The organism is Paenibacillus sp. B01, assembly GCF_009649995.1.
Lineage (GTDB): Bacteria > Bacillota > Bacilli > Paenibacillales > Paenibacillaceae > Paenibacillus_O > Paenibacillus_O pasadenensis.
Genome location: NZ_CP045802.1, coordinates 5,507,196 through 5,529,888 on the forward strand (window position 1 = coordinate 5,507,196; position 22,693 = coordinate 5,529,888).

Annotated in this window: 19 protein-coding genes and 1 pseudogene; 5 read left to right on the plus strand and 15 right to left on the minus strand. The window is 68.9% G+C overall.

Annotated elements, in window-relative coordinates; genetic code table 11:
* Positions 1-40: 40 nt before the first annotated feature.
* The 4 genes and pseudogenes from GE073_RS23570 to GE073_RS23585 all read right to left on the minus strand — a co-directional run.
* The gene (locus GE073_RS23570) at positions 41-1,243 is read right to left on the minus strand and encodes a ParM/StbA family protein (protein WP_028598869.1); all 1,203 of its coding nucleotides are present in this window, start codon (positions 1,241-1,243) and stop codon (positions 41-43) included.
* 196 nt (positions 1,244-1,439) lie between these two features.
* The gene (locus GE073_RS23575) at positions 1,440-1,694 is read right to left on the minus strand and encodes a hypothetical protein (protein ID WP_153784505.1); all 255 of its coding nucleotides are present in this window, start codon (positions 1,692-1,694) and stop codon (positions 1,440-1,442) included.
* Between the two features lie 177 nt (positions 1,695-1,871).
* Positions 1,872-2,177, minus strand: coding sequence for a hypothetical protein (locus GE073_RS23580; protein WP_028598867.1), 306 nt, complete (start codon positions 2,175-2,177; stop codon positions 1,872-1,874).
* Between the two features lie 169 nt (positions 2,178-2,346).
* Positions 2,347-2,493, minus strand: a pseudogene (locus tag GE073_RS23585) (tunicamycin resistance protein); the annotation flags it as partial.
* A 290-nt stretch (positions 2,494-2,783) separates the two neighbouring features.
* Between GE073_RS23585 and dat the strand changes: the two are divergent.
* A complete protein-coding gene (gene dat, locus GE073_RS23590; protein ID WP_153784506.1) occupies positions 2,784-4,340 on the plus strand; it encodes a D-amino-acid transaminase in 1,557 nt (518 codons plus the stop codon).
* 100 nt (positions 4,341-4,440) lie between these two features.
* Here the strand turns inward: dat and GE073_RS23595 are convergent, their stop codons facing one another.
* The 9 genes from GE073_RS23595 to GE073_RS25190 all read right to left on the minus strand — a co-directional run bounded on the left by GE073_RS23595 (position 4,441) and on the right by GE073_RS25190 (position 16,942).
* Positions 4,441-5,208, minus strand: coding sequence for a sporulation protein (locus GE073_RS23595; RefSeq protein ID WP_028598865.1), 768 nt, complete (start codon positions 5,206-5,208; stop codon positions 4,441-4,443).
* A gap of 139 nt (positions 5,209-5,347) precedes the next feature.
* A complete protein-coding gene (locus GE073_RS23600; RefSeq protein WP_153784508.1) occupies positions 5,348-6,940 on the minus strand; it encodes a phytoene desaturase family protein in 1,593 nt (530 codons plus the stop codon).
* Positions 6,937-8,091: a glycosyltransferase family 2 protein gene (locus GE073_RS23605; protein ID WP_194843470.1), complete on the minus strand. Its 1,155-nt coding sequence runs from the start codon at positions 8,089-8,091 to the stop codon at positions 6,937-6,939. The genes GE073_RS23600 and GE073_RS23605 overlap by 4 nt, the downstream gene beginning before the upstream one ends.
* An 83-nt stretch (positions 8,092-8,174) precedes the next feature.
* Positions 8,175-8,954: a lysophospholipid acyltransferase family protein gene (locus tag GE073_RS23610; RefSeq protein ID WP_194843471.1), complete on the minus strand. Its 780-nt coding sequence runs from the start codon at positions 8,952-8,954 to the stop codon at positions 8,175-8,177.
* Entirely contained in the window at positions 8,923-9,807 is an 885-nt protein-coding gene (locus tag GE073_RS23615) for a carotenoid biosynthesis protein (protein WP_228551757.1), read from the minus strand. The genes GE073_RS23610 and GE073_RS23615 overlap by 32 nt, the downstream gene beginning before the upstream one ends.
* A complete protein-coding gene (locus GE073_RS23620; protein ID WP_153784511.1) occupies positions 9,804-10,763 on the minus strand; it encodes a phytoene/squalene synthase family protein in 960 nt (319 codons plus the stop codon). The genes GE073_RS23615 and GE073_RS23620 overlap by 4 nt, the downstream gene beginning before the upstream one ends.
* Positions 10,760-12,214 (minus strand): phytoene desaturase family protein, encoded by a 1,455-nt coding sequence (locus GE073_RS23625; RefSeq protein ID WP_153784512.1) that lies wholly within the window; start codon positions 12,212-12,214, stop codon positions 10,760-10,762. The genes GE073_RS23620 and GE073_RS23625 overlap by 4 nt, the downstream gene beginning before the upstream one ends.
* Entirely contained in the window at positions 12,211-13,869 is a 1,659-nt protein-coding gene (locus GE073_RS23630) for a phytoene desaturase family protein (protein ID WP_153784513.1), read from the minus strand. The genes GE073_RS23625 and GE073_RS23630 overlap by 4 nt, the downstream gene beginning before the upstream one ends.
* Before the next feature lie 292 nt (positions 13,870-14,161).
* Entirely contained in the window at positions 14,162-16,942 is a 2,781-nt protein-coding gene (locus tag GE073_RS25190) for a helicase C-terminal domain-containing protein (protein ID WP_194843472.1), read from the minus strand.
* A gap of 101 nt (positions 16,943-17,043) precedes the next feature.
* Between GE073_RS25190 and GE073_RS23640 the strand changes: the two genes are divergently transcribed.
* The 3 genes from GE073_RS23640 to GE073_RS23650 all read left to right on the plus strand — a co-directional run bounded on the left by GE073_RS23640 (position 17,044) and on the right by GE073_RS23650 (position 20,293).
* On the plus strand, positions 17,044-17,871 hold the full coding sequence (locus GE073_RS23640) for an alpha/beta fold hydrolase (RefSeq protein ID WP_028598860.1): 828 nt from the start codon (positions 17,044-17,046) through the stop codon (positions 17,869-17,871).
* 301 nt (positions 17,872-18,172) lie between these two features.
* The gene (locus GE073_RS23645; RefSeq protein WP_153784514.1) at positions 18,173-19,741 is read left to right on the plus strand and encodes a histidine kinase N-terminal 7TM domain-containing diguanylate cyclase; all 1,569 of its coding nucleotides are present in this window, start codon (positions 18,173-18,175) and stop codon (positions 19,739-19,741) included.
* A gap of 192 nt (positions 19,742-19,933) precedes the next feature.
* On the plus strand, positions 19,934-20,293 hold the full coding sequence (locus GE073_RS23650) for a hypothetical protein (protein WP_052333216.1): 360 nt from the start codon (positions 19,934-19,936) through the stop codon (positions 20,291-20,293).
* A 123-nt stretch (positions 20,294-20,416) separates the two neighbouring features.
* Here the strand turns inward: GE073_RS23650 and GE073_RS23655 are convergent, their stop codons facing one another.
* Both GE073_RS23655 and GE073_RS23660 read right to left on the minus strand, forming a co-directional pair.
* Positions 20,417-20,569, minus strand: coding sequence for a hypothetical protein (locus GE073_RS23655; protein ID WP_153784515.1), 153 nt, complete (start codon positions 20,567-20,569; stop codon positions 20,417-20,419).
* 89 nt (positions 20,570-20,658) lie between these two features.
* Positions 20,659-21,951, minus strand: a complete 1,293-nt coding sequence (locus tag GE073_RS23660) for a GTPase (RefSeq protein ID WP_084137212.1) — start codon at positions 21,949-21,951, stop codon at positions 20,659-20,661.
* Between the two features lie 199 nt (positions 21,952-22,150).
* Here GE073_RS23660 and GE073_RS23665 point away from each other — a divergent pair, with 199 nt between their 5' ends.
* Positions 22,151-22,690 carry a cupin domain-containing protein gene (locus tag GE073_RS23665; RefSeq protein WP_043111304.1) on the plus strand — a complete coding sequence of 180 codons (540 nt, stop codon included), beginning with the start codon at positions 22,151-22,153 and terminating at the stop codon, positions 22,688-22,690.
* Positions 22,691-22,693 lie beyond the last annotated feature (3 nt).

Sequence of the window (22,693 nt, forward strand, 5' to 3'; positions counted from 1 at the left end):
CCCCCTGTGCGCCTTCGCCTGCTGTCGTTCTGTGCCGGCCTCAGGCCGGCTGCTTCGGGCCCTTGGCCTTGAGCGCCTCGAAGATCTTGCCGCGCACGAAGGCATCGAGGCCCTCGGCGTTCATCGTCACCGCATGCTCGGCCGGAATGTAGAGCAGCTTGATCTCGCGCTCCTCGCACAGCTCCTGGAGCATCGGCTGCAGGATCGGCTTCATGAGCACGCTGCCCCCGCCGTACACGCAGATGACGTCGATCTCGTTACGCGCCTTGGTCAGCTGCTTGCGGAGGTTCTGCACGATATGGCGGGCTTGTCCCTCGAGCGGACGGCGCAGCGTCTGGATCGCGCGGCTATGGTATTTATGCTGCGGGTTTTTGATGACGTCGCTGAAAAACTGGCGCGGGCTGTCCGGCAGATGCACGAGCCGGTTGAAGTCGTCAAGCGCTTCCTCGATCGCGTAGCCGGCGCCGTGATGGCTGCCGTGCACGAACTGGCGCAGGAACTTGTTGCCCTCGGTGATCGGATATTCCGTCGATCCGTCGCCGATGTCCGTATGCAGCACGCGCTTGTCCTTGAAGTACGAGCCATTGAACTTGGACCCCAGCTCGTACGCTTCGACGAACTCAGCGAAAATGTCGCCCGAGCGCCAAGCGCCCTCGCGGTCCTTTTGCAGGGCGAATACGACCGGAGTCGCTTCCGGAATCGCCTTGACGTAGTCGAAGACGATGCTTACCGGCACGCGCATCTTGTTGAGGTGGACGGTGACTCGGTGCGTGCCCTCGGTGAACTTGGCTTCGAACTTCGCCGCGTTCTCGTCGGTATGCTGCGTGACCGGCAGCGCCGTCGCCATGTCGACCGTCACCTCGATCGGCTCGCTCGGCACGCCTTTGGCCTCGTCGTAGGCGCGCTGCACGGCTACCGCCGCGACCTGCGCAAGCGTGTTGATGATGGGCAGATCCATGTCGGCCTTGTTGTCGATGCCGATCTGCAGATTCTCCAGCAGCTCGCCGCTCATCAGGGCGAACTTGCCGATATAGTACATGCCCGGGCGCGCCGCCGGGGAATCGATCGTGACGATCAGCTGGTCCTGCAGGTTGCGGATGAAGCTCTCCGGCGGCAGCTCGTCGCTCCACGGAAGCTTGTCCACCCGGCAGCATACGTTCGGCTGGCGGATCATCTTGCCGTCGACGAACAGATCATGCTCGCTGTTGCCGTTGTCGTTGCCTACCTGAAAATGTACCTTCATGTTTCGGTTCCTCCTCGTCTCTCGGCTCGGGAGAGCGGTTGTGGCCGGCCACGGCCGGCCGGGCGCGGGCGCGCCCTGTTCGCGGCCAGGCGGTATTGCCTGGTAATATCATTCGACAGGGGCAGCGGTTTTCCTTCCGTAGTCCGGCAAGTTCACAGCTTGTTCCCCGTTCAGGGGAATATTTCCTGGGCAATCGTCACGGCTGTCCGCGCTGCCGGGCCTTGTCCGCCAGCAGCCAGCCGACCGCGAACAGCGCCGCCATCGCCGCTCCGAGCACCGTTTTGAGCGCGGCCGTGCCGTTCAGGAGAAGCAGCTGGAGCAGCACGAGCGCGACGAGTCCGGCGTTTTCCTTGCGCAGGCGGCGGAACGTGCCCTTGCGCAGCCGGTACACCAGCACTCCGGCGATGAGCGCATAGATGAGAAAGAACAGCGAAGCGGCAAGCGTTTCCATCGGCTTCCTCCTTCTTCGAACGAAGCTGGCGTCGGCTGGCGTCTGTCGGGCCGGGTCAGCTGCTGTCGGACGCCGATGAGGACGGAGCCGGACCATAGGCCGGTACAGGCATACCCAGTGTAACCCAGCCCCCGTGTCGAAGTAAGGGGAAACCTGGCCGCGCGCGGCGGGGAACGGTTATTTTTCCTCGACGATGACGGTGGCGTTGTAGATCACGATGCGCTTGCCGTTCAGGTCGAACAGCACCTTGTTGCCGTACTCCGTGTCCTGGATGTCGATGCGTCCCTCATACTGCTGCAGCAGATTTCCGTTCTGATCGTACACCTTGACGGTCCGCTCCAGTCCTCCGGCATTGTTCGACTTCCAGGTCTTCAGCTGCCTGGAGCCGTTCTCCGTGCTGAAATACCAGGCGGTGCAGCCTCCGATCGCGACCAGCAGCGCCAGCGTCACGGCGAGCCAAATCCAGCGTCCGCGTTTCTTCATCGGTTCTCCTCCTCTTTCCCTCGTTTCGTTTCCATGGAACTGGGTACGAACCGCAAGCCGATTCGGCTTCGTTTCTTTCCTGGTTCAACCGCTCTCGGCGGCGGTTGTTCCCTTGGCAGCCAAGACCGGCATCCGCTCGGGAAGAGCCCGCTCATGGAAAAGAAGCCTCCAGCTCCGCCGGCAGGTTCTCGCGGATGTAGTACCCGGCGTTCTCCGGGTCGAACACGAACGAGCCCGGCAGCCGCCGATGCAGCTCCCAGGCGGTCTGCGTCTTGCCGGAGCCGAACGCTCCGTTGATCCAGATGATGGCGCCCATTCCCTCGCCTCCTCTTCTCCCGCTTGCCCGCTCTTGCGCGGGCCGATGCTGCCCTTAGGACGAGCCGGATCGAGCGAAGGTTGCGATGGAACGATCCGGTTTCCATTCATGCCCAGCGCTGGTATGATAGGGATCATTCGCTGTCGCGATTCGGAAAGGAGACTCGTCGCTTGAAATCCCGCCTGCTCTACAGTCTGAAGATTCTGCTGCTCTACGAGGTGAGCGAGTCGAATCGCGAAGTTCGCTTCGAATCGTGAGCGCGAGGTTGTGCACGCCCCTCTGTCCGCAGTATGCTGAATGCTGATCACGATTCCGATGCGGGAGGAGGCCGATCTCTGACGAACCGATCCGATGCCTGTGAATCCGAACGAAACGCGCCCGGCCGCGACGCCGAGGCCGCCCTGCTGCGCCGCCTGCTGGACTTCGCGGCCTCGGAGCCGGAGCTGCTCGCCGATCTGCGGCAGGTCCGCGAGCACGGTCCGCCCGGGGCCTGGCTCGCCGCCGGCTATGTCCGCAACCTCGTCTGGGACCGTCTGCACGGACGCGCCGAGCGCACGCCCCTGGACGACGCCGATGTCGTCTACTTTGATCCCGCCTGCCCCGACGAGGCTGCCGAAAAGCCGTGGGAGCAGGCGCTCGCCGCGGCCAGGCCAGGCCTGCGCTGGTCGGTCAAAAACCAGGCGCGCATGCACCCGATCAACGGGGACGAGCCGTTCGCCGGCGTGGCGGAAGCGATGAGCCGCTGGCCCGAGACCGCCACCCCCGTCGCCCTGCGGCTCTCGTCGGACGATCAGGTCGAGGCGCTCGCCCCGCACGGGCTGAGCGACCTGTTCGCCATGAAGCTGCGCCCGAGCCCGCTGCAGCGCGATCCGTCGTTGTTCGCGCGGCGGGTGGCGGCCAAGGGCTGGCTGGAGCGCTGGCCGCTCGTCCGGCTGGCGGACGGCTCCGGGCCCATAGGCGTGCCGCAGGAAGAACGCATTCATCCGAAGGAGGAAGCAAGCATGACAAGTCTCGGCTATATCAACGGACGCTTCGTGTCGCTGGAGGAGCTGGTGCTGCCGATCGAGGAGCGCGGCCATCAGTTCGGCGACGGCGTCTATGAATTTTTCCGCGTGTACGAGGGCCATCCGTTCATGCTGGAGGAGCATCTCGACCGGCTGTACCGCAGCGCCGACCTGATCCGCATCGACATCGCTCCGGACCGCGGCGAGCTGCGCGCGATCATGGACGAGCTCGTCACGCGCAGCGGCCTCGCCAGCGGCGACATCTACCTGCAGGTGACGCGGGGCGTCGCGCCGCGCAACCACGCCTTTCCGTCGGTGCCGTCCTCGCTGACGATGACGATCAAGCCGTGGCGCGAGCTCGCCCCCGGCGTCCGCGAGCAAGGCGTGCAGGTGCTGCTCCATCCGGACGAGCGCTGGCTGAACTGCCACATCAAGTCGCTCAACCTGCTGCCGAATATCCTCGCCAAGCAGGCCGCCGTGGAGGCGGGCTGCTTCGAGGCGGTGCTCGTGCGGGACGGCTTCGTGACCGAGGGCTCGAGCTCCAACGCCTATCTCGTCCGGGACGGCGCGATCCGCACGCATCCGGCGACCAACCATATCCTCGGCGGCATCGCCCGCATCGCCGTGCGCCGCATCGCCGAGGAGCAGGGCATCCCGTTCATCGAGGAAGCGTTCGGGCCGGAGGAGCTGCTGGCCGCCGACGAGGCGTTCCTGACGAGCAGCGGCATCGAGCTCGTACCGATCGCCGGCGTCCATGGGCGCGGTCCGATCGGCTCCGGCTCGCCGGGGCCGGTCGCGCGCGCGATCCACGCGCGCTATGCCGAGCTGACGCGCCAGCGCTGATTGCGAGCGAGCGAGCGGGCGTCCGCCTGAGCGGAGCCCGCATCGCATGAAAAAAGCCTCCTTTCCGGCCGAAGGTCGGAAAGGAGGCTTTTTGCCGTCGCTACATATAGCTGCGGATGCGGGCGCCGAGCTCCCGCGCCAGCGCATCGGGGCCGCGCCGCACATCCGCCTCGTGCAGGCGGAACGAAGCGCGCGTCTCGTCGGTGCCGAGCCATTCGGAGAAGGCGCCGCCCCGGCGGTCGACCTCCATCATCACGTCTACGTAGCCCGGGGACGGGAGGAACACCATCTCCAGCTCGTCGAGCCGGCCGAACTCGCGCGTGCGCGGCACGAACTCGAATTCCTGCAGCACCGGCACTCCGTAGCGCGAATGCCCGACATGCTTGCACTCCACCTCGCGGGTGCGGAAGCCAAGGCGCTCGACGGCCTCCAGCACGCTGGCGACGAGCGGATGCGGCAGCACCTTGATGTAGTCGTTGTCCGCCGCATCGAGGGCGCTCGCGATGTCGAGCGACGTCTTGATCCACACCTGCGTGCCGCCGGCCGTGATCGGCGTATGCTGCGGCAGCACCCAGCGGAAGTCGAATTCCTCGCGGCTGCCGGCGCCGATCTGGAACGACTCGCGCAGCGGCAGGCGGGCCAGCGCGACGTTCTCTCTGACCTTGCTGTCGTTCACTTCCTTGATATAGCTCGTCATGAGCACGAGCTCGATGCCGTTGATCTGCTGCGGAACCGCTCCGCCCTCGACGAGGATCCGCCCGGAGATCTCGTCCCCGGGACGGACGCCGCTGTACGGCACCTCCAGCACCGTCTCGACCTTGGCCGCTCCGATACCCATCGAAGCCATCATGTTTTTGAAGAAGGACATGCCGCCCACGCTCCCTGACCGATAGTTGCTCATTCCGCTCGCCCTCGGGTCCGCTTAAGGACTGCCGGCCGGGGAATGATGCTGGAGATGGATACGGCCCAATCTGGAAAAAAGTTTCACCCGCATATTGGAATTCGCGCTAATCGCCCAGCTCCTCCAGCAGCCGCTCCGCGACGAGCCGCCCGCCGATCGTGACGATCGGCGTGCCGCCGCCGGGATGGGCGGAGCCGCCCGCATACCAGAGGCCGCGGATGTCGCGGTCCCGGCTCGGAAAACGGAAGAACGCCTGGCTCGGCCGGTTCGACGACATGCCGTAGATCGCTCCGCGCCAGGCGCCCGTCCGCCGGGCCAGATCGTCCGGCGTCAGCACGCGGCGCAGGCCGCCCGCCTGCGGGCCCGTCCGCTCCGCGATGCCGCTCAGGCCGCGGGCCTCGAGCAGGCCGAGGATGCGCTCGGCATAGGCGTCCTTGAGCGCCTCGTAGTCCAGCCCGTCCCGCTGGGCCGGCGCATTGACGAGGGCGAACAAGCTCGTCCGCCCGCTGCCGCCGACCGCTCCTGCCGCCGCCCCGCCGCCCGACCGGCACACATAAATGGCCGGATCGGCCGGCAGCTCCCGCCGTCCGAACAGATCGTCGAACTCCGCCTCGTAGTCGTTCGGGAAAAAGACATTGTGATGCAGCAGGCCGCCCAGCTCCCCGCGCAGTCCGAGCAGCAGCACGAAGCCCGCTACCGAAGGCTCCAGCCGGTCGAGCCGCCGATCGGGCGTCGACGGGCGATGGAGCTCCGGCACGAGCCGGCGCAGCGCCTCGAGCGGATCGGCGTTCAGGACGACGGCGTCGGCCCGGACGAAGCCGCCGTCCGTCTCGACGCCGGCCGCGCGGCCGTGCAGGACGGCGATGCGCCGGACCTCGGCCCGCGTGCGGATGTCCACGCCGAGCTCGCGGGCGAGCCGCGCGTACGCCTCCACGATCGCGTAGCTGCCGCCGTCCGCGGCGAATACGCCGCTGCCGCCGCCGTCTCCGGCCTCGATATGCGCCATCATGTTGAAGACGGCCGGCGTCTGCCGCGGAGCCGAGCCGACATAGGTCGCATAGCGGCCGAACATCGCCAGCGTGTTCGGGTGGCGGAAATAGCTCCGCAGCACGCGGTCCATCGAGGCGAGCGGCCGGATGCGGGCGAAGCCGGCGAGCAGCGACGGACGCAGCCGGTCCTTCCAGCCGAGGATGAGCCCGCTCAGAAACTCCCGCTCGGCGAGCGCATGCAGCCGCGCGCTCTCCCGCATGTAGGCTCGGTAGCTCCGCGCATCCTCGGGGCTGTAGACGGCGATCTGCGCCTCCATCCGCTCCGCGTCGGCGGTCAGGTCGACGACCGACCCGTCCGCGAAGCGGCTGCGCGCGATCGGATCGAGCGGCCGAAAGCGCACGTAGTCCTCGCGCTTCCGCCCCGCGGCGGCGAATACGGCGTCGAATACGGGCTGCATCGTCAGCGTGCTCGGCCCGTTGTCGAAGCGGTATCTGCCCTCCTCGACGCGCTGCAGCTTGCCGCCGAGCTCCGGCTCCTTCTCCAGCAGCGTCACCCGGCAGCCCCGGGCCGCCAGATGGATCGCGCAGGACAGGCCGCCGAGCCCGCCTCCGACGACGGCGATGCGGCGTCCGGTCCGGCCGGAGCTCGCAGCCGCGGCGCGCGCGGGCGGCAGCTCAGGGCCGCGGCCGAGTCTGGACCCGTCGTTCATGCGTATCGCCTTCCTTTCCATTCGTAGCCCCGCTTGCGGTAATGGCAGCGGGCCGAGTCCGCCCCGATCAGCAGCACGAGCGCGATGCTCGCCGGCAGCAGCAGGCAGTACGCAGCCGGCACCGCTCCGCGGACGTCGACCGCGAGCTTGACGAGCGCGCCGAGCGCCCATGCCGCGGCGGCCGCCGGCAGCCACGCCGGGGGCTGGCCTGAGGCAGCCCACGCCGCGAGCCCCGCCAGCAGCCCCGCCGCAGGCAGCAGGTAGAGCGCCGCATAAGCCGCGCTCACCGCCAGCAGCAGCGGCAGGCTGCGGCCGAGGCCGGGGAACAGGTTTTTGCGGTAGCCGGTCCACACCTCGGCGGCGCCGCGGTACATGCGGCTGGAGGCGAGCGCGTCGATGCGGGCGAGCCGCGCCGGCTCCCCGCCGCGCTTGGCGAGACGGATCAGCTCCATGTCGTCGAGCAGCGACGAGCGGACCGCGGCATGTCCGCCGATTCGCCGGTAGCTGTCGGCGGCGATCAGGATGAACGCGCCGTTCGCCGCCGCGAAGCGCGGATCGCGCGAGCGGCTCACGAGCCGCAGCGGCAGATGGCAGAGGATCGTGAACAGCATCATCGGCACGACGAGCTTTTCCATCCAGGTGCCGGTCTCCTGCCGGGGGAAGCCGCTGACGAGTCCGCTCCGCTGCGCGGAAGCCTCGCGGGCCGCCGCCTCCAGCGCCTCCGGCTCGAGCGCGACATCGGCATCGAGGAACAGCAGCCATCTGCCCGACGCCTCCGCCGCCAGCTGGGCGCAGGCATGAGACTTGCCGAGCCAGCCTTCCGGCAGCTCGCGGCCGTCCAGCAGCCGGATACGCGAGTCCGGCAGCCGGGCGAATCGCCGGGCGATGTCCGCCGTGTCATCGTCCGAACGGTCGTCGAGGACGAGAATTTCCCGCGGCCGGCCGCGCTGCGCGAGCAGGCTTTCCAGGCAGCGCGGCAGGTTCCGCTCCTCGTTGCGGGCAGGGATGAGAACAGAAATATCACTTAGTAATACAATATCATTCTCAGGATTACTTCGATTAAAATCCCGCGATTCAGAGAGATTAAGCGCGTTTGGAAGAGAATCCTTCTCTGCCTCCGCCTTCCTCTCTGCCGTTCCGGGTGCGGGCAATGCCCGCTTCCCCCTGTCGCCAAGCGGTCGGTAATACCGAGTGTTCCATACAATGAAAACGAGCTGCAGCAAAAGCGCTGCGGCTACGAGCGCGAAAACGGCTTCCATCTCCGCCATCCCTCCTTCCACCCGCGATAGCGGTCCGAGGTGGATTGCCCTCCCCGCAGCGCGAGCCGGAAGCGCCCGCCGTCCGGAAGCGGCCGATCCGTCAGCTCCCGGCGATGGACCTCCAGCTGGCGCTGCAGCAGCCCGGCGACGAGCGCCGCCGCCTCGTCCCGGCTCAGCGCGGACCAATCACGCCGGATCGGCTCGCCGGCCATGACGGTCGCCGCCGGCTTCTGGTGGTCGCCGAGCGCATAATGCAGCGTCACCGGACGCAGCTCGGCCGGGCCGAGCCGCCGCAGCAGATGCCCGATGCCGCCGAGCGCCTCGATCGGCCGATCCGGCGGCGTGATCGCGCCCTGCGGGAAGATCCACAGCGGATGCCCGGCGCGCAGCTTGGTCTCCGCGTAGGCGAGCGAGGCGAGCGCGTCGCGGGGCTGGTCCCGGTTCACCGAGAACGCCCCGAGGCGGCGGAAGAACGGGTATTCTCTCAAGCCTTTTTCATCCATCAGGATGTACGGATCCGACTGCGTCAGCCGCTCCGTCAGCTGGAACAGGACAAGCCCGTCCCACCAGGACACATGGTTGGCGGCATACACGACCGGCAGCTTGCCGACGCCACCCGCGCCAGCGGCCGCGCCCGCCTCCGGCTCCAGCTCGCCCCACAGATAGACGCCGTGCAGATGCCGGGGGAACAGATAGAGGCTCTGGTAGAGCGCGAACAGCCGTCTAAACGGAACGCTCTTGGCGGCGGGAATCAAGGCGGACCCTCCCTTCGGCGAGCGCGATCCAAAAGAGGGAGAGGACAAACGCGGCGGTCAGTCCGGCGCGCAGCGCCAGCAGGCCGAACAGCAGCAGCATGAGCTGGTACAGCCGCAGCGCCAGCCGCCGCTCGCGCGCGCCGCAGGAGACGGCCGGCAGCAGCAGGCTGAGCAGCGCGCCGACGATGAACCAGCTGACGAAGTTGGCGGTCGGGATGCCGTAGTAGAAGCCTCCGCCGGCCCAGTCCCAGAAGCCGCGCGCCTCGGCGACCGGATCGAGCACGAGGTCGAGCAGCACGACCCACAGGCCCGTCTCCAGCGCCCGCCGCGTCCGGCTCGTCCGCCCGGACAGCAGCGCGCCTCCCGCGATGACGCCGATCCAGGCCAGCCCCATCGTCCACGGCACGCCGGACAGCATGCGGCCGAGCTCGTCGGTGTAGACATACTCGCCGAACGGGAAGCCCGTATGCGTGCCGACCCACTCGACGGCGAACGTGCCGGCGGCGATGAGCAGCGCCGGGACCGCCAGGCGCCGCCAGCCGGTACGGACCGCGAGCAGCTCGAGCCCGCTGAGCGCGTACAGGACGAGGAAGACGCCGCTCGCGAACGACAGCGCGGGCGGCACCTCCGCGAACACCTGCAGCACGAAGCCGACCGCATACCAGACGAGGAAAAACGCGGTCAGCGGCAAGCCGCCGAGGCCGATGCGGGCGAGCAGCGGCGGACCGGGCCGCCGCGCAGCGGCCGGGGCGACCGGCGGCGGGAGCTCGGCGAGCCGCAGCGGGGATGCTGCGCCCGGCGGCGAGGAAGCCGCTTCGGCCTGATCCTGCCCCGCCTCGCCGCTGCGGCTCACAGCGCCACCCGGGACGGCTCGGCCTCGTCCCCGTCCAGGCCGCCGGCGCCTCGACCGGCCTCGACCTCGGGGCTCCGCTCGCCGCCGCGCGCCGTCTCGGCCGCCGCCATGCCCTGCAGCACCGCGCGCAGCAGCCGCTTCCGCCCCTCGTCATCGACATAGGCCCGCCGCGTGAACACCTCGCCGCCGATCGCCCGCACCGCCTCCACGATCTCGCCGTAATAGGCGGCTGCCAGGCGGATCGAGAAGGCGCTGTCCGCCGGATACGTGTGGATGCCTTCCAGTCCTCGGCGGAACCATTCCGCGGCGACGGAGGCGAGCTCCTCCAGCACGCGGAGGAACGCCTCGTTGACGACGCCCCGCTCGAACTGCTCCTCGCTGTAGCCGCAGCGCTCCATCAGCTCGAGCGGCACGTAGCGCCGGCCGAGCCGCTGGTCCTCGCCGACATCGCGCATGATGTTGACGATCTGCATGCCTTTGCCCAGCCACACGCCCGCCTCGGTGATCGCCGCTCCCGGCCGCTCATGCAGCACCGGCAGCAGCATCTCGCCGACCGAGCCCGCGACGCGGTAGCAGTAATCCTCCAGCTCCTCCATGCTGCGGTAATGCGTGCGGACCTGATCCATCCGCTGTCCGCCCATCTGCGTGCGGAACGGCTCCTTGCCGATCGGGAAGCTCGCCAGCAGCCAGCGCAGCGCCGGCCAGATGAAGTGCCCCTCCGCGCTTTCCAGCCGCTCGAAGCGCTCCTCCAGCTCATCCAGCGTGTACGGGCTCGTATCGGGCTCGTCCACGCTGTCGTCGATCATCCGGCAAAAGGCGTAAAGCACGAATACCGCCTCCCGACGAGGGGAGGACAGCAGCCGGAACGCCTCGTAAAAGCTGGCCGAGCTTCGCTTCATGACCGCCTCGCACTCCGCGGCGAGGGCGGCATCCAGTCCTGTCGTGCCGTTGTTCATGTCCCCAACTCCTTTGCGATGATTCGCCCGAGCAGGCGGGCTCCCTGCATGACGATCGGAATGCCTCCTCCCGGATGGACCGACGCTCCGACCGCGTACAGCCGCTCGACCGGGAGCGGCTTCACCTGCGGCCGGAAGCCGCCGGACTGGCTCAGCACCGGCGCGATGCCGAAGCTGCCGCCGCGGTACAGGCCGGACCGGGCGGCGTCCCGCGGCGTGCGTACGCTCCGCCAGCGGATCGCCTCCCGGAGCCCGGGAAAGCGCAGCGCCTCGGCGCGCTCCAGCACGCGGTCGACCAGCTCCACTCCCGCCCCGTCCCAGTCCAGCCGCTCGTCCGCGGGCACCGGGATGAGGAAATAGAGCACGCTTTCTCCCGGACGAGCCGCTCCGTCATCCGCCGCGACCGGGTTGAACGCGTAGAAGGAAGGCGTCCGGCTGATGCGTCCGCGGCCGAACACATCCTTCATATGGTCGAGATGCCGGTCCGACAGGAAGAACTGGTGGACTCCCGCCTCCTCCCAGCGCCGTTCGAGCCCGAGATAGACGAGCAGGCAGCCGGAGGAAGGAATCCAGCGCTTCGGCCGGCTGCGCCAGCCGTCCAGCAGTCCCGCCAGGGCGGGGTAGTCGCCGTTGTAGACGACGGCGTCGTACGCCTGCTCCTCGCCGCCGGCGGACAGTCCCTCGCAGCGCCCGTCCCGCACCCGCACGCGCTCCACCGGCGTCGACAGGCGGATCTGCACGCCGGAGCGGCGGCAGGCCCGCTCCAGCGCCTCGGCCAGCCGGCCGTATCCGCCCCGGACATACCAGATGCCGTGCTTGTGCTCGCTGTAGGGGATGAGCCCGTACAGCGCCGGCGCCTGCAGCGGCGAGCCGCCGATGTAGAGCGACTGCAGCGAGTAGGCCTCGCGGATGCGCTCGTCGCGGAAATAGGCCGACGTCCAAGGATGCATCCCGCGCCAGGCGCGCGAGCGATAGAGGAAGCGCAGGTTGGCCGGCGTCAGGAACGAGCGCGCTCCGGGGAACGTACGCGAGAGGAACGCCTCGAAGCCGTAGTCGAACAGCCCCTCCATGTCCCGCATGTACCGCCGGAAATCCTCCGCCCCTCCGGGATAGGCCGCCTCCAGCACGCGCTCCTGCTGCCCGGCGTCCTGCCACTTCGTCCAGCGCGAGTCGTCCGGGTAGTAGAAGTCGTACAGCGGGTCGATGCGCTCCAGCTCGATGTCCTCCGGCGGCACGCCGGCCTCCGCCAGAATGTCGCGGAGCAGGTCCGGCAGCAGCACGATCGTCGGCCCCTGGTCGATGCGGAACCGGCCGGTGCCGTCCTCCTCGTAGCCGAGCCGCCCTCCGACGCGGGCCTCCTTCTCGTAAACGTCCACCTCCAGCCCTTGCCGCCGCAGCAGCAGCGCCGTCACGAGGCCGCCTACGCCGGCGCCGATGATCGCGGCCTTCATGAGCGGACCTCCGGCGGAGCGGCAGCAGCACCGCGCGCTCCGCGAGTCTCCGAGCCGCCCGCTGCCGGGGGACCGGCGGCTCCAGCCGCTCCGCCGCGTCGTCCTGGCCTCCAGCCGCTCCAGCGGCCGCGTCCGGCTCCGCCGCTTCGCCCGGACCGCTCCCGCTGCTCCTCCTCCAGCAGCTGCGCGCTGATGATCGCCGACTGGATGATCGTCGGCAGCCCGCTGCCGGGATGCGTCCCTCCGCCGACGAGATAGCAGCCCTCCAGCTCCTCGAAGCGGTTGCGGGGCCGCAGATGCATCATCTGGTCCAGGCTGTGCGCGAGGTTGAACGTCGCGCCTCGATAGACGTACGACTGCTTTTCCCAGTCCTCCGGCGTATACATCCGCTCCTCCTCGATGAGCGCCTCGACGGCGGCCGCGCCGGGGAGGCCGCATTCCGCCGCCAGCCGCTCCAGCATCGCGGCGCGCACCCGCGGCGCCTCCTCGCGCCAGTCGAGCCCGGAGCGGTTGTTGGGGACGGGCATCAGCAGGTAGAGCGCCGACTTTCCCGGAGGAGCCAGCGTCGGGTCGAGCCGCGACGGATGATGGATGTAGAGGGAGGGATCGTCCGACAGCGTCATCCGTTTCGTCATGTCGTCGACGTTGCGCCGGTAGTCGGACGCAAAGACGATCTTGTGATGAGGCAGCGTCGGCAGCTCCGCCCCGATGCCGAGGTAGAGCATGAAGGTGGATAAGGACAGCTTTTTTTTCTCCAGCCTGGCGGGCGTGTAGGACTTCAGCGTGCCGGGCTCGAATAAAGTCGTCATCGCATGGCCGAAGTCCGCGCCGATGACGATCGCGTCGGCGTCCAGCCGCTCCCCGCTCTCCAGCTCGACGCCGACGGCGCGCCTGCCGTCCGTCAGCACGCGGCGCGCGCCCTCGCCGACGCGGATGGCGGCGCCGTGCTCGCGGGCGACGTCCGCCATCGCCTCGCTGATGCGGTTCAGTCCGCCGATCGGATGGTAGAGGCCGTATTCATGCTCGAGGAAGCTCAGCATCGTGAACGTGCCGGGGCATTCCCACGGCGACATGCCGAGGTATTTGGACTGGAACGAAAATGCCCAGCGCAGCCGCTCGTCGGTGAAATAGCGCGAGAGCCGCTTATGTACGGTGTCCGCGGCATCCAGCTTGGGCAGAGCCCGCAGCACGTCGGACGCGAAATAGCTGCGGGCCGAGCCGAACGGCCGCTTCAGCAGCGGCAGCACGCGGCTCAGCTTGTCCCGCTCCCGGCTCATGAAGCGGAGATAGCGCTCGCCGTTGCCCGGGAACAGCTCCTCCACCCGGCGGGCCGTCTCCTCGTGGCTGCCTCCGGGAGAGAATTCGATCTCGCCGAACTTCAGCGTATAGAGCGGATCGACCCGCTTCAGCTCCAGGTAGTCCCTCACGTCGCGGCCGGCCCGCTCGAACAGCTCCTCCAGCACCGGCAGCATCATCAGGAACGTCGGTCCTCGGTCGAATGTGTAAGCGCCGATGCGAAGCGCCGAGGTCCGCCCGCCGACGTAGGCCTGCTTCTCCAGCAGCGTCACTTCGTGGCCGCGAGCCGCCAGCAGCATCGCGGCGGCCAAGCCTCCCGGACCGGCGCCGACGACGGCCGCCTTGATTCGTTTCCCCACTTCCCCCACCTGCTTCCTTCGTTTCGTTGGCCGAGCCCGGCTCAAGGCCTGGAAAGGGACAGAGCCCGTCTACTAATATTAACCCATCGGTATAATTTTTCAATCATTCTTCGTCATGGTCTTGTCCTTTATTTCTATGCGGCCGGGCCGTACGGACAGAACGGGGATCCGTCCTCGCACATCGTCGCTCTGGATAGGCGGAGGAGGCTGGCGAGCATGGCGGCATTCGGCAATCGGGCCCAAAAGCAATAGCCCCCGTCCGCCGAAGCGGACCGAGGCTATGGAGGGACAATCAACGCGGCTCCGCCGCCAGCCACTCTTCCGGCAGCAGCCGCCGATAGCGGGGCTGGGCGTAGCGGTCGTCGACGAGCAGCAGCGTGCCGCGGTCCGACTCGCTGCGGATGAGGCGCCCGCCGGCCTGCAGCACCTTGCCGATGCCGGGATAGACGTAGGCGTAGTCGAAGCCGCTGCGGCCCTGGCGCTGCTCGTAGGCGGCCAGCAGGTCGCGCTCCGGCCCGAGCTGGGGCAGGCCGACGCCGATGACGGCGACGCCGGTCAGCCGGTCGCCCGCCAGATCGACGCCCTCGGAGAAGATGCCGCCCATGACGGCGAAGCCGAGCCGGATCGGCCCGTCCTCGCCCGGAGGCTCGGCATAGGCGGCCAGGAACCGGTCCCGGTCCTCGTCCGTCATCGACGGCCGTTGGAGCTGCAGCCGCAGCTCCCGGCCGTCCGGCAGCGGAAACGCCCGCTCCCCGCCGGGAGCATCCGGCTCGCCGGCGCCTCCTGCGCCGGCCGCCGGGGCCGGCGAGCCTTCGCCGTCCCGTTCACGGCGGCCTGGCCCGTCCGGCGCAGCCGACGGGGCTTCGCCGCTCCAGTCCCGACGGCCAGGCTCGTCCGGCGGACCGGACTCCGGCCGCGCGTCCGCCTGCTCCCGCTCTCCGCCGAGCTCCGCGCGCAGCTGCCCGTAGGCAGCATTCATGTACGCATAGGACGGGAAGAAGGCCAGCCAATGCCCGCCCTTCTCCAGCGCGGCGTCCGCGAGGGCGCGGGCGAGCGGCTGCAGCGTATGCGCGCGGTCGGCGTACCTCGTCGACAGCGGCAGCACCCGCACCTCCAGCTGCGCCGGGTCGAACGGCGACGGCAGCGTCAGCGAGCGGTCCTCCTCCTCGGCGCCCAGCTGATCCATATAAAAAGGCAGCGGCGACAGCGTCGCCGAAAAGAACACCCGCCCGCCGTATTGGCGGCCGGTCTGGCGCAGCAGCGCGGACGGGTCGAGGCATTGGAGCGTCGCCTTGACCGACGAGCCGCGCTGGCGCTCCAGGACGAGCGCGAACCGCTCGTCGAACCATTCGCCGGCCGCGACGAACGCCTTGGCCGCATAGTAGGCGTCGAGCAGCCGCTGCTGCCCGTCCGCCGGCGCGCGCGCCTCCTGCCGGAGCGTCGCCTCGCCGGAGCGCCCGGCCGGGCCGGCATCGCCCGCCGCCGGGTCCGCCGCGCCCGCCGGCGCTTCGCCGCTCGGCACGCCGGCGGCCGGCGCTCCTCCGGCGGCCAGCGTCTCGGCCGCCGCCTCGAGGAAGCCGCGCGCCGCGGCCAGCAGCTCCGCCGGCGCCTCGTCCGCGGCGAACGCGCCGCCGCCGGCCGGCCGCAGCCCTGCCGCGCCCCCGCCTCCAGCGTCCATCTCCTTACGCAGCGCGATGAACGCGGCGTTCACGGCCTTCGCGGCGGCGGCGAGCGCGGGCGCGGATGCCTTCAGCTCGCGCTGCAGCGCGAGGAACGGATCCTTCTCCAGCGCGGCGGAGTACATCGAGCGGGCGCGGTCCGGCAGGTTATGCGCCTCGTCGACGAGCAGCGCGCTGCGGCGCGCCTGCTCCGCCAGCAGCCGCTTGAGCGACACTTTGGGATCGAACACGTAGTTGTAGTCGCCGATGACCGCGTCCGCCGCGTAGGCGGCGTCGAGCGAGAACTCGAACGGGCAGACGCGATGCTTGAGCGCGTACCGCTCCACCGTCTCGCGCGTGACGAGCGTCTCGCTGCCGAGCAGGTCGAGCACCGCGCCGTTGATCCGGTCGAAGTAGCCGTCCGCAAAAGGGCATTCCGCCCCGTCGCAGCGCACTTCCTCCTGCGGGCAGATCTTCTCCTTGGCGGTGAGCGTCACCGCATGCAGCACGAGCCCTTGCGCCTCCATGCGCCGCAGCGCGTCCTCGGCGGCCGCGCGGGTCGTCGTGCGCGCCGTCAGGTAGAACAGGCGCGAGACGCCCGCGCCGCCGCCTTTGCCCCCGCCCGCGCCGTCCGCGGGCTCGCCGAGCGCCCGCACCGCCGGCCAGAGCACGCTCATCGTCTTGCCGATGCCCGTCGGCGCCTTGGCGAACAGCCCGCCGCGCGTCTCGAGCGTGCGGTAGACGGCGGCGGACAGCTTGCGCTGCCCCGGCCGGAAGGCGCCGAACGGAAAGTCCAGCGCCGCGAGGCTGGCGTCCCGCCGCCGGCGGTGCTCCGCCAGCATGCGGGCGTACGGCGCGTACGCCTCCAGCAGCCCGAGCAGCGAGGCCCGCAGCTCGGCGCGCGAGCAGACGCGCGCGAAGCGGACCGCGGCTCCGGTGTCCTTTTGCACATAGGTGAGCTGCACGCGCATCTCCGCCCGGTCCTCCCGCTCCGCATAGATCGCGGCATAGCCCGTCGCCTGCGCCCAGTGGACCGGCCAGCCGTCTCCCGGAATGTCCGCCAGCGGCCGCGAGACGGACTTGATCTCGTCGATCGTCTCCGTGCCGCCCTCCCGCAGCAGGCCGTCGCAGCGCCCCTCGACCGTCCAGGACACGCCCGCATGCTCCAGCTCCTCCCGCAGGAACAGCTCCCGCTCGTCCTGCTCGCCGTACGCCGCCTGGACCTCCTTGTGGATGCGGGTCCCTTCGGCGAGCGCGGCCGAGCTGCGGAAGCCGTACTCGATGCTGCCGCTGCGGCAGGCGTACTCCGCCAGCGCCCGCACGGCGATGCGCAGCCGGCCCTCGGCCAGCTCCGCCCCTCCTTCCTTTTCCCGCTCTTCCATCCCGCCGCCTCCGAACATTCGTTTGCCTTTCATTGTAGCATGCCGCTCCCGGCGCGTCGACGAAGGGGGACAGGGGTAAGAGGGGAGGACAAGGCCGTGGATCGAAGCGGACCAGACCGAGGAGGATGAGAGAAATGGGAAAAAGGATTGAAGTCGAGCCGGGCGTCAAGCTGAACGTCGAGGACGTCGGACAGGGGGACCCGGTCGTCTTCCTGCACGGCTGGCCGGCCAGCTCGCGCATGTTCGAGTACCAGGCGATGCTGCTGCCGCGCCACGGGCTGCGGTTCGTCGGCATCGACTTCCGCGGCTTCGGCAAGTCCGACGCGCCGTGGGAGGGCTACGGCTACGACCGCATGGCCGACGACGTGCGGGCGGTCGTCGACGCGCTCGGCCTCGAGCGGTTCACGCTCGTCGGCTTCTCGATGGGCGGCGCGATCGCCGCGCGCTACATGCACCGCCATCATGAGCATGGCGCCGCCCGCCTGATGCTCGCCGGCGCCGCCGTGCCGCGCTTCACGCAGACGAGCGGCTTCGCGGACGGCACGCCCGCGCAGCAGGTCGACAAGATGCTCGACGATGCGCACAAGGACCGTCCGGCGATGGTCGAGGCGTTCGGCAAGCTGTTCGCGGCCAAGACGCCCTCGCCGCCGTTCGCCCAGTGGATGGGCTCGATCTGCCTCGAGTCGTCCGCGCACGGCACGGTGCGGGCGATGGAATCGCTGCGCGACGAGGACCTGCGCCAGGATCTGCCGGCGATCACCGTGCCGACCGCGCTGCTGCAGGGCATGAAGGACAAGATCTGTCCGCCGGAGCTGGCCGAGCGCGCGCATGAGCTCGTGCCCCATGCCGAGCTGCATCGGTTCGAGGAAAGCGGGCATGCGATGCTGTTCGACGAGCCGGCCAGGTTCAACGAGACGCTGCTCGCCTTCGCGAAGCCGGACGCGGCCGTGCCGCGCCTGTAGGCGGCGGCCGGAGCGCCGGACTGCCGGTGCTCGCGGGGCTGGCCGCCAGCCTGCCGGTGCCGGTCCTCCTGGGGCTGGCCGCCGAACTGCCTGGGCTGACCGCCAGACTGCCGGTACTCCCGGCGCTCCCTGGTCCAGCCCGGCCGCCATCCCTGTTCAAGGCGTCCCCCCCAGGGGACGCCTTTTCGCGTTCTGCGCCCGTTCAACCGCTCGACACAGACCGCCGCAACTTTCCATTTCTAATCCCGATTCGCTATGCTACCCTGAAGATACGACCAAATTACGACAAGGATGTCATGCGATGCCTGCGTTCACCGCCGTCTATATCGTGCTGTCCGGGCTGAGCGGCGTGCTCAACCTCCTGATCGCGATCTACGCCTTGTTCATCCGCGGCATGGTGTCGCTGCGGCTAATCTACTTGCTGCTCTGCGGCTCCTTCGTCCTCTACACGTTCGGCGCCGCCTTCGAAAAGGCTTCCGATACGCTCTCCGGCGTCCTGTTCTGGACCGCCGTCCAATACGCGGGCATGCCGTTCGCCGCTCCGCTCACGCTGCTGATGGCGCTGGAGCTGATCGGCAAGCCCGACCTGCTGCCGCGCTGGGGCAAGCGGCTGCTGTTCGTCATCCCGGCCGTCAGCTTTCTGCTCGTCGCGACGAGCTCCTACCATTCCCTGTTCTATCGGGCGATGCGCTTCGAGGAGGTCGGGGGCGTGCGCAGCCTCGAATTCGACATGGGGCAATGGTACATCGTGCATGGCAGCTTCACGTCGGGCACGCTCATGCTCAGCCTCGTGCTCGTGCTGATCCGGCTCGCCCAGCCCTCCCGCGGCTTCAAGCCGCAGCTGGCGGCCGTCGCCGTCGGCATCGCCGTGCCGGTCGCCTCTTCCCTCGCTTATCTGCTCGGCTTGAGCCCGCATGGCGTCGATCCCGTGCCGATCGTGCTCTGCCTGACGAGCGCCTTGTACGCCTGGGCGTTCCTGCGCGCGGACCTCATCACGATCGTGCCGCTCGCGCGGGACAGCGTCATGGAGAGCATGGGCGAGGGCGTGCTCGTCATGGATGCCGATTGGCGGCTGCTCGATACGAACCGTTCGGCCCGACTGCATCTGCCCGAGCTGGAAAAGGCCGCCGTCGGCCGCAGCCTCCACGATCTGGAGCTGCCTGCGGAGGCGTCCGCGGCGTTCCATGCGGCGCTGGCGACGGCCGGAGAAGCGATTCCGTTCTCGCGCGGCGAAGGCGCCTCCGCGCTGCACTTCGAAGTGTACTCCGCTCCCGTGCAGCGCGGAGCCGGACGCATCGGCGGCCATCTGCTCGTGCTGCGCGACACGACCGAGCGCCGGCGGCTGCAGGAGGAGCTGCACCGCCTGGCCTCGCTCGACTCGCTGACCGGCATCCTCAACCGCGGCGCCTTCCTCTCCCTGTCGGCCGAGGCGCTGGCCGGCTGCGTCCGCGCCAAGCGGCCCTGCTCGCTGCTGCTGTTCGACCTCGACCACTTCAAGGGCATCAACGACACGTACGGCCACGAGGCCGGGGACATCGCCCTGCAAGGCGCCGCCTCGATCGTCCGGGAGCGGCTCGAGCCGGAGATGCTGTTCGCCCGCTACGGAGGCGAGGAATTCGTCCTGCTGCTGCCGGGCTGGGACGAGGAGGGAGCGATCCGCTTCGCCGAGCAGCTGCGAGCCGCCGCCGAGGAGGCGCGGCTCGCGCTGCCCGACGGCCGCGAGATCGGCATCCGCGCGAGCTTCGGCGCCGCGGCCTCGCCTGCCGGACGGATTCCGGACTATCTGGAGATGTACCGGCGCGCCGATCAGGCGCTCTACCAGGCCAAGGAGCAGGGCCGCAACCGCGTCGTATCCGCCGGCGCGGTGTAATCGCCCGCTGCGGGCGGCGCAGCGGCGGGTCCGCTCGCCGCGGCAAGACGCGCTCGCGTCTGAAAGCCGTTCATCCGTCATGCGAGCCTTCGCTTCCGAATAAGATTCAAAGCGGAAGGCATTGCAGGTTTTTTATATCCTAGTATAATAGTGGGTATATAAGGAATTAAAAACAGGACGGGAGTGGTAGGGATGGACCGCAACGCCAGGCAAGCCAGATGGACGAACGATTGGCTGGATCTGCTCAATTATGCTTCCTCGATCGGCGACGAGGCTTGGCGGGAGTCGATCCTTCAGGAGCTGCGCCACGGCGACGCCCTGCGCGAGCTCGAGGAGCAGGAGGAGCGGCGCCTCCAGCTGCAGCTGGATCTCGAGGAGATCTCCCGTCAAATGGAGGGCATCTACCTGCAGCTGCGCGAGGAGGAGAGCGGCTCCATCCGCAGCAGCCTGTGGAACGCCGCCTGGCAGCTCAAAAAGGAGCGCGCCCGGCTCGTCTCCCTGCTGCGCGGCGACTCCTCCTCCCGCCACAAAGGACAGCGGCTCGGCGGCTGAAGCCCCGCATCCGCCCCTCCCCTGGCCCGCCGGATGCGTCGGCTCCCCCCAACGCAGGGCAAAGAGGCCGGGCGCGATGCCGATCATCGGCGCCGCGCCCGGCCTCTTTCCTTTTGCCTGCTCCTATCCGCCCAGTCCCGGCTGGCCGCTGGCCTTGCCGCCCTCCGGCTCCGGGTCGTCCTGCTGCTCGACGATTTCCGCCGGCACCTCGCGCCCGCCTTCGGGCTCCTCCTGCTCGCGGATCGCTTTGTCCTTCTCCTCGTTCGGCTTCGACATGACCTTCCCCTCCCTTCGCCTTTCCGCCTCCGCTGCTTCAAGCTTTCCCCGACGCGCCGCCTTTTGAACCCGCCGCGGCGCAGGCCGGCTCAGGTCCCGGCCGTCCCGGCCGCTCCCTGCTGCTTGCGGAACATGCCGTACAGCTTCGTCACCGTCGCCGTGCTGATCTCCATGTCATGCTCGTACGCATACTTGACCGCGTAGCCGAGCGCGAGCGTCATCGCTCCCGCGACGGACGCCCCGGCGATCGAGCCTGCGCCCGGGAACAGCTTGACCACCTGCCGGAACACGCTCTTGCCGATGTTGCCGACGACGGTCGCCAGCACGAGCTCGCGCGCCGTCTCCTTGCTGATCGGCCGTCCGTACAGCACGGCGAGCCGCGTCAGCAGGCCGATCTGCACGGCCGTGATCGGCACGATGTCCGCGCCGGGAATCGGCGCGGCGCCGATCGCTCCGGCGGAGGCGGCCGCTCCGAGGATCCACTTATTGGCCGTCGCCGACTTTTCCTTGAGGTTCCGGGCGAAAAGCAGATCCTTGGACTTTTTTCGCAGCAGCTCCAAAATCGTCGCCCGCAGCCGGTCGATGTTCTCTCCCGTCCGCGAGGAGACCGGCACGATGTCGAAGCGGCCGCCCGTCTCCGCCCGGACGCGCTCGACGATCCGCTCCACCTCGTCGGCGGCGTCGATCTTGTTGAGCACGACGACGATGTTGGCGTTGGCGTCGCGGATCGCCTCGAAGCTGCGCTTCTCCGCCTCGGAGTACACCGTGCCGGCCGCATTGAGGAAGAACAGGATGATGTCCGCCTTGCGGTAATAGTCCATCGTCAGCTGCGAGTTCTCCAGCCGCACGTCGTTCAGCCCCGGCGTGTCGACGAAGAAGATCCGGTCCTTGAACAAATACGGCTTGATCGCCGCCGTCTCTCCCGGCTCCGCGCCGACGCCGGCGACCGGCTCGCCGACGATGCGGTTGAGCGTCGACGATTTGCCGGCGTTGACGTCGCCGACGAGGGCGATCAGAATATCCTGATCGAGCTCCCGGCCGATCTCGCCCATATGCTGGTCGTACTGGGCCTCGGCCGCCCGCCGCCACTCGCGCTCCCAGGCGGAGCCGGACGGCAGCAGCGCTTCGATCCGGCCTTCTCTGGATACGGATGACGGACCGGAATCCGGCTCCTGACCCAGAGAAGCCCCCTTGCTTCGGACGGCAACCGGCCTGTATCCTTCGGCAAAGGCCCCGCCGTCCGCCTTTCCGGACTCGATGGAGGCCGGCTCCGCCTCGAAGGAGGACGCGTAAGCGGCCGCCGCCTCTTCCCTGACCGCCTCTGCCTCTGCCGGCGCCAAGCCTCCTGTCTGCTCCTGCACGCCTTCGTCCCGCTCCTTCATTTCCGCCGCCTCCCTTTCGCCTGCTTCACTTGGAATAGTCGTATTGCCTTCTCTTACCTCCCGGCAGGGGGACCTGAATCGCGCGGATCGCCCTCAATCGGGCCTCGCCGCAGCTAGCGAAGCTCCGGGCGGGGTTGCGGACAGGGTGAGAAGGGGTAATCTAAAGAGACAACCGATTCGAAAAGCGAGGCGGCAGACGATGACGAAACGCGACAAAGCCGCCCCCGGCGGCGTGCAGACTTTCCGGTTCAAGGACGACGGAACGATGCCCAACCATCCGTTCCTGCCGGTGCTTTATTATCCGGGAGCGGTCAACGAGCCGGCTCGGATGACGGCTCTTTTCGAGGCCGCCGGCTGGGGCAACACCTGGGAGAACGGCGTCTACCCCTATCACCATTACCATAGCGATGCCCACGAGGCGCTCGGCGTCGTGCGCGGCAGCGCCCGTCTCCAGCTCGGCGGCGACGGCGGACGCAGCATCGAGGCGCGGGCGGGCGACGTGCTCGTGCTGCCGGCCGGCACCGGGCACAGACGCCTGTCCGCGACGGCGGACTTCCTCATCGCGGGCGGGTATCCCGGAGGCATGGACTACAACATGAGGACAGGCAAGCCGGACGAGCGGCAACGCGACCTGGAGGAGATCCGGCTCGTGCCGATCCCGCAGAGCGACCCGGTGTTTGGCCGCGGCGGACCGCTGACGGAGCTGTGGCGGGCCGGCCCATGCGGCCGTCCTGATTGACGC

Coding starts and splice junctions, on each gene's coding strand:
- GE073_RS23570 (WP_028598869.1), bottom strand. CDS start 1,243: ATGAAGGTACATTTTCAGGTAGGCAACGACAACGGCAACAGCGAGCAT.
- GE073_RS23575 (WP_153784505.1), bottom strand. CDS start 1,694: ATGGAAACGCTTGCCGCTTCGCTGTTCTTTCTCATCTATGCGCTCATC.
- GE073_RS23580 (WP_028598867.1), bottom strand. CDS start 2,177: ATGAAGAAACGCGGACGCTGGATTTGGCTCGCCGTGACGCTGGCGCTG.
- dat (WP_153784506.1), top strand. CDS start 2,784: ATGCTGAATGCTGATCACGATTCCGATGCGGGAGGAGGCCGATCTCTG.
- GE073_RS23595 (WP_028598865.1), bottom strand. CDS start 5,208: ATGTCCTTCTTCAAAAACATGATGGCTTCGATGGGTATCGGAGCGGCC.
- GE073_RS23600 (WP_153784508.1), bottom strand. CDS start 6,940: ATGAACGACGGGTCCAGACTCGGCCGCGGCCCTGAGCTGCCGCCCGCG.
- GE073_RS23620 (WP_153784511.1), bottom strand. CDS start 10,763: ATGAACAACGGCACGACAGGACTGGATGCCGCCCTCGCCGCGGAGTGC.
- GE073_RS23625 (WP_153784512.1), bottom strand. CDS start 12,214: ATGAAGGCCGCGATCATCGGCGCCGGCGTAGGCGGCCTCGTGACGGCG.
- GE073_RS25190 (WP_194843472.1), bottom strand. CDS start 16,942: ATGAAAGGCAAACGAATGTTCGGAGGCGGCGGGATGGAAGAGCGGGAA.
- GE073_RS23640 (WP_028598860.1), top strand. CDS start 17,044: ATGGGAAAAAGGATTGAAGTCGAGCCGGGCGTCAAGCTGAACGTCGAG.
- GE073_RS23645 (WP_153784514.1), top strand. CDS start 18,173: ATGCCTGCGTTCACCGCCGTCTATATCGTGCTGTCCGGGCTGAGCGGC.
- GE073_RS23650 (WP_052333216.1), top strand. CDS start 19,934: ATGGACCGCAACGCCAGGCAAGCCAGATGGACGAACGATTGGCTGGAT.
- GE073_RS23655 (WP_153784515.1), bottom strand. CDS start 20,569: ATGTCGAAGCCGAACGAGGAGAAGGACAAAGCGATCCGCGAGCAGGAG.
- GE073_RS23660 (WP_084137212.1), bottom strand. CDS start 21,951: ATGAAGGAGCGGGACGAAGGCGTGCAGGAGCAGACAGGAGGCTTGGCG.
- GE073_RS23665 (WP_043111304.1), top strand. CDS start 22,151: ATGACGAAACGCGACAAAGCCGCCCCCGGCGGCGTGCAGACTTTCCGG.